This is a genomic window from Clostridium sp. ATCC BAA-442, assembly GCF_964239415.1.
In the GTDB taxonomy this organism is placed as follows: domain Bacteria; phylum Bacillota; class Clostridia; order Oscillospirales; family Oscillospiraceae; genus Flavonifractor; species Flavonifractor plautii.
This window is the reverse complement of the sequence record NZ_CAXSQB010000065.1, coordinates 7,931-18,093: the sequence shown is the minus strand read 5'-3', so window position 1 is coordinate 18,093 and position 10,163 is coordinate 7,931. Positions and strand designations below refer to the sequence as shown.

Genomic DNA, 10,163 nt, shown 5'->3' with positions numbered 1-10,163 from the left:
CACCCGCCCCGCCCACAAGCTGCTGGAGGGCGGCAAGAAGGTCCGCGTCTGCAAGAAGTGCGGCGCCGAGATCTGAGAGAGGAGGAGTGAACAATAATGGCTGATAAGAAAGTGCCCAACCTGAAGGCGAAGTACCAGGCCGAGGTCGCTCCTGCTCTGATGCAGAAGTTTGGCTACAAGTCCGTCATGCAGATTCCCAAGATCGACAAGATCGTGGTCAACTGCGGCTGCGGCGAGGCCCGTGACAACTCCAAGGTTCTGGAGGCCGTTGTGGGCGATCTGACCAAGATTACCGGCCAGAAGGCCATCATCACCAAGGCCAAGAAGTCCGTGGCTAACTTTAAGCTGCGTGAGGGCATGCCCATCGGCGCGAAGGTCACCCTGCGCGGCGACCGCATGTGGGAGTTCCTGGACCGCCTGTTCAACGTGGCCCTGCCCCGTGTCCGCGACTTCCGCGGCATCAACCCCAACGCCTTTGACGGCCGCGGCAACTACGGCCTGGGCATCAAGGAGCAGCTGATCTTCCCCGAGATCGAGTACGACAAGATCGATAAGATCCGCGGCCTGGACGTGGTCATCTGCACCACCGCCAAGACCGACGAAGAGGCCAAGGAGCTCCTGTCCCTGATCGGCGCTCCCTTCGCCCGCTAAAGGAGGAGAACGAAATGGCTAAGAAGTCTATGATCCTGAAGCAGCAGGCGGAGCCCAAGTTCTCCACCCGCCGCTACAACCGCTGCAAGATCTGCGGCCGTCCCCACGCCTACCTGCGGGACTACGGCATCTGCCGTATCTGCTTCCGCGAGCTGGCTTACAAGGGTCAGATTCCCGGTGTCAAGAAGGCGAGCTGGTAAAGCCAGCCCGCCTCTTGGCCGGTAATTTGAATAAATCCCCCGCCGGCGAGCAATAGGTCGCAGTTGCCTAGCTGCGATACCTTGCCGCTGATACGGGCCCTGCCCGTAACTCTAATAGGAGGTAAACATCATGCACATCACTGATCCCATTGCGGATATGCTCACCCGCATCCGCAACGCGAACAACGCCAAGCATGACACCGTGGACGTCCCCGCGTCCAACATGAAGAAGTCCATCGCGCAGATCCTGCTGGATGAGGGCTATATCAAGAACTTCCAGCTCATCGACGATGGTACCCAGGGCGTCATCCGCGTCACCCTGAAGTACAATCCCGGCAAGGAGAAGGTCATCACCGGCCTGCGCCGTGTCTCCAAGCCCGGCCTGCGTGTCTATGCCGGTGCTGACGAGCTGCCCCGGGTTCTGCATGGCCTGGGCATTGCCATTGTGTCCACGTCCAAGGGCGTCATGACTGACAAGGCCGCCCGCGCGGCCCATGTCGGCGGCGAGGTCCTGGCGTTTGTCTGGTAAGGAGGGAGAGTAGAATATGTCTCGTATCGGAAGAATGCCGATCTCCATCCCCGCCGGTGTGGACGTGAAGATCGAAGCCGGTAACCTGGTTACCGTAAAGGGTCCCAAGGGCACCCTGACGCAGCAGATGCATCCCGCCATGACCATCACCCAGGAGGGCGATGTGATTCATGTGACCCGTCCCAACGACGAGAAGGCCAACCGCAGCCTGCACGGCCTGACCCGCACCCTGCTGCACAACATGATCGTGGGCGTCACCGAGGGCTTCAAGAAGGAGCTGGACGTCAACGGCGTGGGCTACCGTGTGGCCAAGGAGGGCAACAAGCTGGTCATGAACCTGGGCTTCTCCCATCAGGTCACCGTCGAGGAGATCGAGGGCATCACCATTGAGGTGCCCAGCGCCAACAAGATCGTCATCAGCGGCACCGATAAGCAGAAGGTCGGCCAGTTCGCCGCCGAAGTGAGAGAGAAGCGTCCGCCTGAGCCGTACAAGGGCAAGGGCATCAAATACACTGACGAGGTCATCCGCCGCAAGGAAGGCAAGACCGGCGTCAAGAAGAAATAAGGAGGTGTGCCACTATGATCAACAGACCCGATACCAACGCTCAGCGGCTTAAGCGCCACAAGAGAGTGCGCGGCAAGATTTCCGGCACGCCCGAGCGTCCCCGCCTGAACGTGTTCCGCAGCAACACCAACATCTATGCCCAGGTCATCGACGACGTGACCGGCAAGACCCTGGTGTCTGCTTCCTCCCTGGAGAAGGGCTTCGAGGGCAAGGGCTCCGACTGTGAGGCCGCCAAGAAGGTGGGCCTGGCTGTCGCCGAGCGCGCCAAGGCCGCCGGCATCGAGACCGTCGTGTTTGACCGCGGCGGCTACGTGTACCACGGCCGCGTGCAGGCCCTGGCCGAGGGCGCCCGTGAGGGCGGCCTGCAGTTCTAAGGGAGGAGGAAAACGATAAATGGCTAGATTTGAGAGAGAACCCAGCGAGTTTACCGAGAAGCTCGTCGCTCTGAACCGCGTGTCCAAGACCGTGAAGGGCGGCCGCATCTTCAAGTTCGCCGCGCTGATGGTCGTGGGCGACGAGAAGGGCCGCGTGGGCTTCGGTCTGGGCAAGGCCGCTGAGGTGCCCGAGGCCATCCGCAAGGGCATCGAGGACGCCAAGAAGAATATGTGCACCGTGACTCTGTCCGGCACTACCATTCCCCATGAGGTCATCGGTGAGTTCGGCGCCGGACGCGTGCTGCTCAAGCCCGCCGCCCCCGGTACCGGCATCATCGCCGGCGGCCCCGTCCGCGCCGTCATGGAGGCCGCCGGCATCCGTGACATCCGCGCCAAGTGCCTGCGCTCCAACAACCCGCAGAACGTGGTCTCCGCCACCTTTGAGGGCCTGAAGTCCCTCCGTGGCCCCGAGGAGGTCGCCCGCATCCGCGGTAAGAGCGTCAGCGAGATCGTAGGTTAAGGAGGGCCGTGAACATGGCTAATCTGAACATCAAGCTGGTCAAGAGCCTGAACGGCCGTATCGCCAAGCACAAGGCGACCGCCGAGGCCCTGGGCCTGCGCAAGATCGGCGACACCACCGTGCAGCCCGACAACGAGGCGACCCGCGGCAAGATTGCGAACATCGGCTACCTGCTCCAGGTCACCGAGGAACAGTAAGGAGGTGCGCGAAATGAATCTGCATGAACTTTCCCCCGCTCCCGGTTCCAACCCCAAGGCCTATCGGAAGGGCCGCGGTCACGGCTCCGGCAACGGCAAGACGGCCGGCCGCGGCCAGAAGGGCCAGTGGGCCCGCTCCGGCGGCGGCGTGCGCGTGGGCTTTGAGGGCGGCCAGATGCCTCTGACCCGCCGCATCCCCAAGCGCGGCTTCCACAATATCTTTGCCAAACCCCTGGAGGCGATCAACGTCTCCGCCCTCGAGAAGTTTGAGGATGGCGCTACGGTCAATGTGTGCGACCTGCTGGAGAAGGGCATCCTCTCCAAGTGCGAGTACGGCTACAAGGTGCTGGGCAACGGCACCCTGACCAAGAAGCTGACGGTCCGTGCCTCCGCCTTCTCCGCCTCCGCCAAGGAGAAGATTGTTGCGGCAGGTGGAAAGTACGAGGTGGTCTAAGTGATCGAGACCATCCGTAACGCCTGGAAAATTCCCGAGCTGCGGAAGAAGATCCTCTTCACCGTGTTTGCCCTGCTGATCTTCCGGCTGGGCTCCGTGGTTCCTGTCCCCTTTATTGATAGCAATATGCTGGGCGCCACCCTCAACAACATGGGCGGCATCTTCACCCTGCTGGGTGCCATGAACGGCACCGCCTTCTCCATGGCGGCCGTCTTTGCCCTGGGCGTGCAGCCGTATATCAACAGTTCTATTATCATCCAGCTCCTCACCGTTGCCATCCCTGCCCTGGAGCGGCTCCAGAAGGAGGGCGGCGAGGAGGGCCGGAAGAAGATTGCGGCCATTACCCGCTATGTCACCGTGGCCATCGGCTTGCTGCAGGGCTTCGGCTACTACACCCTGATCCGCACCCAGGGCGGCGGAACGATGCTGGACACCGCCGGCCTGCCTGGCTGGTGGGCGGGTATCGTCATCGTACTGTGCTTCACTGCCGGCTCCGCCTTTGTCATGTGGCTGGGTGAGCAGATCACCGAGTTCGGCATCGGCAACGGCATCTCCATCATCCTGTTCGCGGGCATCCTGTCCCGCGGCCCCAGCATGATCCGCACCATGTATCAGGGCGTCCGCAACAATCTGGACGGCGTTACCGGCGAGGGAATCTTTAATCTGCCCGTGTGGGCCATCCCGCTGATTCTCATCGGCATGCTGGCCATCGTGGTTCTCATTGTATTCATTCAGAATGCGGAGCGCCGCATTCCCGTCCAGTACGCCAAGCGCGTTGTGGGCCGGAAGATGTACGGCGGCCAGTCCAGCCACATCCCTCTGAAGGTGAACATGACCGGCGTTATGCCCATCATCTTTGCCCAGGCCATCGCCTCTCTGCCCGCTACCATCGCCGCGTTTGCCGGCGTGAGCAAGAACGACCCGGGCTTCTGGGGCGGCTTCCTGCGCGTCTTTGACACCACCAGCATTTTCTATATCGTGGTGTATTTCCTGCTCATCGTGGGCTTCAGCTTCTTCTACTCCACGATGCAGTTCAACCCTGTGGAGGTTGCCAACAACCTGAAAAAGAACGGCGGGTTCATCCCCGGCTTCCGCCCCGGCAAGCCCACCGCCGACTTTATCCACAAGGTGCTCAATAAGATCACCATGTTCGGTGCGCTCTACCTGGCGATTATCGCCATCGCGCCCATTGTCACCGGCGCGGTGATCGGCGTCAGCAGCCTGGCCATCGGCGGCACGTCCATCATCATCGTGGTCGGCGTCGCGCTGGAGACCACCAAGGCCCTGGAGGCCCAAATGCTGATGCGCCACTACAAGGGCTTCCTGGAGTAAGGGGAATCAGGATGAAAATCATTCTTTTAGGCGCACCTGGCGCCGGCAAGGGCACCCAGTCGGAGATTATCAGCCGCAAGCTGGGCATCCCCACCATCTCCACCGGCAATATCCTGCGCGCAGCCGTCAAGGAGGGCACTCCCATCGGCTTGCAGGCCAAGAGCTATATGGACGCGGGCAAGCTGGTTCCGGATGAGATCATCATCGGTATCATCCAGGAGCGGCTGGCCGAGCCCGACTGCGCAGGCGGCTTCATCCTGGACGGCGTACCCCGTACCATCGCTCAGGCCGAAGCCCTGGAGCGCCACGGCATCCGCTTTGACGCGGTCCTCTCCCTGGAGGTGGCCGACAGCGTCATCGAGGCCCGCATGACGGGCCGCCGGACCTGCCATGCCTGCGGAGCCACCTACCACGTCGTCATGGCGCCCCCCAAGCAGGAGGGGCTCTGCGACAAGTGCGGCGGTGTGCTGGAGCAGCGCAAAGACGACCAGCCCGAAACCGTCAAGCACCGGCTGGAAATCTACCATAGTCAAACCGAGCCGCTGAAGGGCTTCTACGAGGAGAAGGGCGTGCTTAAACGCGTGCCCGACCTGGGCGGCATCGAGGAGACAAACACCAAAATCATGGAATTGCTGGGGAAGTGAACGAGATGGATATGATCTCTCTCAAATCTCCCCGCGAAATCGAGTGCATGCGCCGGGCCGGGCGGCTGACCGCCCAGGCCCGGGCGCTGGCCGGCTCCATGGTGCGGCCCGGCGTGACCACCCATGAGATCGATACCGCCGTGCGCAAGTTTATCGAGAGCCACGGAGCCAAGCCCTCCTTCCTGGGCTACAGCGGTTTCCCCGGCTCCGCCTGTATCTCGATCAACGAGGAAGTCATCCATGGCATACCCGGTCCCCGGAAGCTGAAGGAGGGCGACATCGTCAGCGTGGACGTGGGCGCCTTTCTGGACGGCTTCCACGGCGACTGCGCCGCCACCTTCGCCTGCGGACAGGTGAGCGACGAGGCCATGCATCTGATCCATGTGACCGAACAGGGCTTCTGGGAGGGCATCAAGCTCGCCCGCTCCGGCAACCGGGTCTATGATATCTCCCACGCGGTGCAGCAGTACGTGGAAGCAAACGGTTGCTCCGTCGTGCGGGACTTCGTGGGCCACGGTGTGGGGGCCAGGCTCCACGAGCCGCCTGAGGTACCCAACTTCGGCCCAGCGGGCCATGGCCCCCGGCTTCAGCCGGGTATGACCATTGCAGTGGAGCCAATGGTGTGCGCGGGCGACTGGCGGGTGAAGGTGCTCAAGGACGGCTGGACCACCGTGTCCGCCGATGGGAGCCTGACCGCCCACTATGAAAACACCATTCTCATCACCGACGGGGAGCCTGAAGTGCTTACCCGGGTGGAGGATTGAGTATGGGATGCGCGTGTGCGCAGATTGTCCGCTCCCTGGCCGGGCATGACAGGGGAGGGCTGTTCTGTGTCCTGGACACCGACGGCCCCTACCTGCTGCTCTGCGACGGGAAGCGGCGGAAGCTGGAGAACCCCAAACGGAAAAAGGCGGTTCATACCGCCCCCGCCGGTGATTTCCAGCACCCTGTCCTGGATCAGCTCCGGACAGGCGGGAACCTATCCAACCGAGACATACGGAGGGCGCTGGCCGCTTTCCGAGCTGAGGAACTAAGGAGGGTATGACGCTTTGGCAAAGGACGATATGATCGAAGTGGAGGGCGTCGTGACCGAGTCCCTTCCCAACACCACGTTCCATGTGGACATCGGAAACGGCCATATTATTCTGGCCCACATCTCCGGCAAGCTGCGCATGAACTTCATCCGCATCCTGCCCGGCGATAAAGTGACGGTCCAGATGTCCCCCTATGACGTAACCCGGGGCCGGATCACCTGGCGGTCCAAGTAATCCGTCAGGCTGGCCGGACCGTCACTGGGGCCCCGCAGTGCGGGGCGCGCCTCTGGCGCGGAGGGCGGCGGAATTCACTTCCGACGCCCGCAGATGGAGTCGGGGTCCCCGCACGACGCCTGTGCCGGGTGGGGCGTACGGTCCAGATGTCCCCCTATGACGTAACCTGGGGCCGATTACCTGGAGATCCAAGTAACCGGCTGATTTAACGCGGCGAAATGGAATTGCGCCGCCTCCCCCTGGGAGAACCCATCAATGACCGGAGCGGGTAAGCGGGGCCTTGCCTCCGCCGTTCCGGGGCCATCAAGGCATTCAAGGAGGTTTATCATGAAAGTAAGACCGTCCGTGAAGCCCATGTGCGAGAAGTGCAAGATCATTAAGCGCAAGGGCAAGGTCATGGTTATTTGTGAGAATCCCAAGCACAAGCAGAGACAAGGTTAATAGGAGGTGCTGAAACAGTATGGCACGTATTGCTGGCATTGACTTGCCGAAGGATAAGCGGGTAGAGATCGGCCTGACCTATATCTACGGCATTGGGCGCACCAGCGCCAACAAGATCCTGGCCGAGGCCGGAATCAACCCCGACACCCGCGTGAAGGATCTGACCGAGGAAGATGAGGCCAAGCTGCGCGAGATCATCGGCCACAGCTACACTGTGGAGGGCGACCTCCGCCGTGACGTGGCGATGGACATCAAGCGCCTGACCGAGATCGGCTGCTACCGCGGCATGCGGCACCGCAAGGGCCTGCCCGTCCGCGGTCAGCGCTCCAAGACCAACGCGCGCACCCGCAAGGGCCCCAAGCGCACCGTCGCCAACAAGAAGAAGTAAGGGAGGGAGAAACACATGGCTACCGCTACCAAGGGTAAGAAGGTTATCCGCAAGCGCCGCGAGCGCAAGAACGTTGAGAAGGGCCAGGTGCATATCCGTTCCTCCTTCAACAACACCATGGTCACCGTGACCGATATGGGCGGCAACGCCCTGTCCTGGGCCTCCTCCGGCGGCCTGGGCTTCCGCGGTTCCCGTAAGTCCACCCCCTTCGCCGCGCAGACCGCCGCTGAGACGGCCGCCAAGGCCGCCATGGAGCACGGCCTGAAGACCGTCGAGGTGTACGTGAAGGGCCCCGGCGCCGGCCGTGAGGCCGCCATCCGCGCCCTGCAGGCCGTGGGCCTGGAGGTCACTCTGATCAAGGACGTGACTCCCATCCCCCACAACGGCTGCCGTCCGCCGAAGCGCCGCCGCGTGTAAGAGAAGGAGGAAGAACAAATGGCAAAGAATATGCAGCCTATCGCCAAGCGCTGCCGTGCGCTGGGCATTTCTCCTGCCGCCATGGGCTATGCCAAGAAGGAGAGCAACCGCAATCCCGGCGGCCAGATGAGAAAGAAGAAGAGCGAGTATGCCCTCCAGTTGACCGAGAAGCAGAAGGTCAAGTTCGTCTACGGCATCATGGAGAAGCAGTTCCGGATGTACTATGAGAAGGCCGCCCGTATGCCCGGCAAGACCGGTGAGAATCTGCTGACCTTCGTGGAGCGCCGTCTGGACAACGTGGTGTACCGTCTGGGCTTCGCCATGACCCGCCGTGAGGCCCGTCAGCTGGTGGGCCACGGCCACTTCACCGTCAACGGCCAGCGGGTGGATATCCCCTCCTACCTGGTCAAGGCGGGCGACATGATTGAGGTCAAGGAGTCCAGCCGCTCCTCCGCCAAGTTCAAGCGCCTGACCGGTGAGGACGCCCCCACTGTTCTGGTGCCCAAGTGGCTGGAGCGGGACAAGAACGCGCTGAAGGGCACCGTGGTGCAGATGCCCGCCCGCGAGGACATCGATCTGCCCGTCGAGGAGCACCTGATCGTCGAGCTGTACTCCAAGTAACACTGCTTGTACCCTCGATTATTGGTGAGCTGTATAGGGCTGCGGGCCTTGTGCCCGCAGCCGCGAAAAGGAGGGTAACACATGGTAGAAATCGAGAAGCCCCGCATTGAATGTGTGGAGAACCCCGGCGACGGTTCCTACGGCAAGTATGTGGTGGAGCCCCTGGAGCGCGGTTACGGCACCACGTTGGGTAACTCCCTGCGCCGCATCCTGCTCTCGTCCCTGCCCGGCACGGCGGTCACCTCGATCAAGATCGCAGGCGTGCAGCATGAGTTCTCCACCATCCCCGGCGTAAAGGAGGACGTGACCGAGATCGTCCTCAATGTAAAGAGCATCATCGCAAAGCTCCACTCCGAGGGCGTAAAGACGGTCTATATTGAGGCCAGCGGCGAGTGCGAGGTCACCGCCGGCGACATCAAGGCCGACGGCGAGGTGGAGGTGCTCAACCCGGAGCTGCACATTGCCACCCTGGGTCCCGACGCCAGCCTCAACATGGAGCTGACCCTGTCCCACGGCCGCGGCTATGTGCCTGCCGACCGGAACAAGCCGGCCCAGACCATCATTGGCCTGATCCCGGTGGACTCCATCTATACCCCGGTGCGCAAGGTCAACTACACGGTGGAGAACACCCGTGTAGGCGACGCCACCGACTACGACAAGCTGACCCTGGAGGTGTGGACCGACGGGACCATCACCGCCCGGGACGCGGTCAGCCTGGGCGCCCGCATCCTCTGCGACCACTTTGTCCTCTTCACCGATCTCTCTGAGACTATGGGCTCCAAGTCCACGGTGGTGGAGAAGGCGGAGACCCAGCGGGACAAGGTGCTGGAGCTGACCATCGAGGAGCTGGATCTGTCTGTCCGCTCCTTCAACTGCCTCAAGCGGGCCAACATCAACACCGTCGAGGACTTGATCTCCAAGACCGAGGACGAGATGATGAAGGTGCGCAACCTGGGCCGCAAGAGCCTGGAAGAGGTCATCAACAAGCTGGCCATGATGGGCCTGCACCTGGCCGACGAGGAAAACTGACGGCCGGAGGAAAGGGCGGCCCGGGGGCACGTAACGTCCCCTCCCGGGTCCGGCCGGCTCCCACGGAGCGCCCTTTCGGGGGAATCTCCCCACGGACGAATTTAAGAGTAGGAGTTCGCCTTGGCGAACATCCGTTAGGAGTGGAATCTCATGTCTCACAACCGTAAGCTGGGCAAGCCCACGGATCAGCGCATCGCGATGCTGCGTGCCATGACCACCTATCTGCTGGAGAACGGCCAGATCAAGACCACCGTCTCCCGCGCCAAGGAAGTGGCTCCCATGGCCGAGAAGATGATCACCCTGGCCAAGAACGCCAATCTGGCCAACTACCGCAAGGCCCTGTCCTACCTGACCAAGGAGGATGTGGCCAAGAAGCTGTTTGACGAGATCGGCCCCAAGTACGCCACCCGCAACGGCGGCTACACCCGCGTCGTGAAGATCGGGCCCCGCCGCGGCGACTGCGCCGAGATGGCCATCGTCCAGCTGGTGTAATCACCCGTAAAAGAGCATCAAAAACGCGCCCAGCCGCAGGC

The 10,163-nt window shown here is 62.2% G+C and carries 19 protein-coding genes and 1 pseudogene; all 20 read left to right on the top strand.

Annotated features, from left to right (window positions below; genetic code table 11):
- Nucleotides 1-76, top strand: a pseudogene (locus ACESY8_RS17900) (50S ribosomal protein L24); the annotation flags it as partial.
- A gap of 20 nt (nt 77-96) precedes the next feature.
- Entirely contained in the window at nt 97-651 is a 555-nt protein-coding gene (gene rplE / locus ACESY8_RS17895; protein WP_007494640.1) for a 50S ribosomal protein L5, read from the top strand.
- 14 nt (nt 652-665) lie between these two features.
- The gene (locus ACESY8_RS17890) at nt 666-851 is read left to right on the top strand and encodes a type Z 30S ribosomal protein S14 (RefSeq protein WP_006573415.1); all 186 of its coding nucleotides are present in this window, start codon (nt 666-668) and stop codon (nt 849-851) included.
- Between the two features lie 130 nt (nt 852-981).
- Nucleotides 982-1,380 (top strand): 30S ribosomal protein S8, encoded by a 399-nt coding sequence (gene rpsH, locus ACESY8_RS17885; protein ID WP_007494638.1) that lies wholly within the window; start codon nt 982-984, stop codon nt 1,378-1,380.
- A gap of 16 nt (nt 1,381-1,396) precedes the next feature.
- On the top strand, nt 1,397-1,945 hold the full coding sequence (rplF, locus tag ACESY8_RS17880) for a 50S ribosomal protein L6 (protein ID WP_009258086.1): 549 nt from the start codon (nt 1,397-1,399) through the stop codon (nt 1,943-1,945).
- Nucleotides 1,946-1,959: 14 nt separating this feature from the next.
- A complete protein-coding gene (gene rplR, locus ACESY8_RS17875) occupies nt 1,960-2,319 on the top strand; it encodes a 50S ribosomal protein L18 (protein ID WP_007494634.1) in 360 nt (119 codons plus the stop codon).
- A 19-nt stretch (nt 2,320-2,338) separates the two neighbouring features.
- The gene (gene rpsE, locus ACESY8_RS17870) at nt 2,339-2,839 is read left to right on the top strand and encodes a 30S ribosomal protein S5 (protein WP_007494632.1); all 501 of its coding nucleotides are present in this window, start codon (nt 2,339-2,341) and stop codon (nt 2,837-2,839) included.
- Between the two features lie 14 nt (nt 2,840-2,853).
- Nucleotides 2,854-3,036 (top strand): 50S ribosomal protein L30, encoded by a 183-nt coding sequence (gene rpmD / locus ACESY8_RS17865; RefSeq protein ID WP_007494630.1) that lies wholly within the window; start codon nt 2,854-2,856, stop codon nt 3,034-3,036.
- Between the two features lie 13 nt (nt 3,037-3,049).
- Nucleotides 3,050-3,490: a 50S ribosomal protein L15 gene (gene rplO, locus ACESY8_RS17860; protein ID WP_007494628.1), complete on the top strand. Its 441-nt coding sequence runs from the start codon at nt 3,050-3,052 to the stop codon at nt 3,488-3,490.
- Nucleotides 3,491-4,822 (top strand): preprotein translocase subunit SecY, encoded by a 1,332-nt coding sequence (gene secY, locus ACESY8_RS17855; protein WP_007494626.1) that lies wholly within the window; start codon nt 3,491-3,493, stop codon nt 4,820-4,822.
- 11 nt (nt 4,823-4,833) lie between these two features.
- Nucleotides 4,834-5,466: an adenylate kinase gene (locus ACESY8_RS17850; protein WP_007494624.1), complete on the top strand. Its 633-nt coding sequence runs from the start codon at nt 4,834-4,836 to the stop codon at nt 5,464-5,466.
- Between the two features lie 11 nt (nt 5,467-5,477).
- A complete protein-coding gene (gene map / locus ACESY8_RS17845) occupies nt 5,478-6,230 on the top strand; it encodes a type I methionyl aminopeptidase (RefSeq protein ID WP_055179305.1) in 753 nt (250 codons plus the stop codon).
- A 2-nt stretch (nt 6,231-6,232) separates the two neighbouring features.
- A complete protein-coding gene (locus ACESY8_RS17840; RefSeq protein ID WP_007494620.1) occupies nt 6,233-6,511 on the top strand; it encodes a KOW domain-containing RNA-binding protein in 279 nt (92 codons plus the stop codon).
- Nucleotides 6,512-6,515: 4 nt separating this feature from the next.
- Nucleotides 6,516-6,734 carry a translation initiation factor IF-1 gene (gene infA, locus ACESY8_RS17835; protein WP_009258089.1) on the top strand — a complete coding sequence of 73 codons (219 nt, stop codon included), beginning with the start codon at nt 6,516-6,518 and terminating at the stop codon, nt 6,732-6,734.
- Nucleotides 6,735-7,061: 327 nt separating this feature from the next.
- Nucleotides 7,062-7,175: a 50S ribosomal protein L36 gene (gene rpmJ, locus ACESY8_RS17830; RefSeq protein WP_006573428.1), complete on the top strand. Its 114-nt coding sequence runs from the start codon at nt 7,062-7,064 to the stop codon at nt 7,173-7,175.
- 19 nt (nt 7,176-7,194) lie between these two features.
- Complete coding sequence (gene rpsM, locus ACESY8_RS17825) at nt 7,195-7,563, top strand: 30S ribosomal protein S13 (protein ID WP_007494610.1); 369 nt, start codon at nt 7,195-7,197, stop codon at nt 7,561-7,563.
- 15 nt (nt 7,564-7,578) lie between these two features.
- Nucleotides 7,579-7,980: a 30S ribosomal protein S11 gene (rpsK, locus tag ACESY8_RS17820; protein WP_007494608.1), complete on the top strand. Its 402-nt coding sequence runs from the start codon at nt 7,579-7,581 to the stop codon at nt 7,978-7,980.
- Between the two features lie 18 nt (nt 7,981-7,998).
- Nucleotides 7,999-8,601 (top strand): 30S ribosomal protein S4, encoded by a 603-nt coding sequence (gene rpsD, locus ACESY8_RS17815; RefSeq protein ID WP_007494606.1) that lies wholly within the window; start codon nt 7,999-8,001, stop codon nt 8,599-8,601.
- Nucleotides 8,602-8,682: 81 nt separating this feature from the next.
- Entirely contained in the window at nt 8,683-9,630 is a 948-nt protein-coding gene (locus ACESY8_RS17810) for a DNA-directed RNA polymerase subunit alpha (RefSeq protein WP_009258091.1), read from the top strand.
- A 150-nt stretch (nt 9,631-9,780) separates the two neighbouring features.
- Nucleotides 9,781-10,122 (top strand): 50S ribosomal protein L17, encoded by a 342-nt coding sequence (gene rplQ, locus ACESY8_RS17805; RefSeq protein ID WP_007494602.1) that lies wholly within the window; start codon nt 9,781-9,783, stop codon nt 10,120-10,122.
- Nucleotides 10,123-10,163 lie beyond the last annotated feature (41 nt).

Coding starts and splice junctions, on each gene's coding strand:
- rplE (WP_007494640.1), top strand. CDS start 97: ATGGCTGATAAGAAAGTGCCCAACCTGAAGGCGAAGTACCAGGCCGAG.
- ACESY8_RS17890 (WP_006573415.1), top strand. CDS start 666: ATGGCTAAGAAGTCTATGATCCTGAAGCAGCAGGCGGAGCCCAAGTTC.
- rpsH (WP_007494638.1), top strand. CDS start 982: ATGCACATCACTGATCCCATTGCGGATATGCTCACCCGCATCCGCAAC.
- rplF (WP_009258086.1), top strand. CDS start 1,397: ATGTCTCGTATCGGAAGAATGCCGATCTCCATCCCCGCCGGTGTGGAC.
- rplR (WP_007494634.1), top strand. CDS start 1,960: ATGATCAACAGACCCGATACCAACGCTCAGCGGCTTAAGCGCCACAAG.
- rpsE (WP_007494632.1), top strand. CDS start 2,339: ATGGCTAGATTTGAGAGAGAACCCAGCGAGTTTACCGAGAAGCTCGTC.
- rpmD (WP_007494630.1), top strand. CDS start 2,854: ATGGCTAATCTGAACATCAAGCTGGTCAAGAGCCTGAACGGCCGTATC.
- rplO (WP_007494628.1), top strand. CDS start 3,050: ATGAATCTGCATGAACTTTCCCCCGCTCCCGGTTCCAACCCCAAGGCC.
- ACESY8_RS17850 (WP_007494624.1), top strand. CDS start 4,834: ATGAAAATCATTCTTTTAGGCGCACCTGGCGCCGGCAAGGGCACCCAG.
- map (WP_055179305.1), top strand. CDS start 5,478: ATGATCTCTCTCAAATCTCCCCGCGAAATCGAGTGCATGCGCCGGGCC.
- ACESY8_RS17840 (WP_007494620.1), top strand. CDS start 6,233: ATGGGATGCGCGTGTGCGCAGATTGTCCGCTCCCTGGCCGGGCATGAC.
- rpmJ (WP_006573428.1), top strand. CDS start 7,062: ATGAAAGTAAGACCGTCCGTGAAGCCCATGTGCGAGAAGTGCAAGATC.
- rpsM (WP_007494610.1), top strand. CDS start 7,195: ATGGCACGTATTGCTGGCATTGACTTGCCGAAGGATAAGCGGGTAGAG.
- rpsK (WP_007494608.1), top strand. CDS start 7,579: ATGGCTACCGCTACCAAGGGTAAGAAGGTTATCCGCAAGCGCCGCGAG.
- rpsD (WP_007494606.1), top strand. CDS start 7,999: ATGGCAAAGAATATGCAGCCTATCGCCAAGCGCTGCCGTGCGCTGGGC.
- ACESY8_RS17810 (WP_009258091.1), top strand. CDS start 8,683: ATGGTAGAAATCGAGAAGCCCCGCATTGAATGTGTGGAGAACCCCGGC.
- rplQ (WP_007494602.1), top strand. CDS start 9,781: ATGTCTCACAACCGTAAGCTGGGCAAGCCCACGGATCAGCGCATCGCG.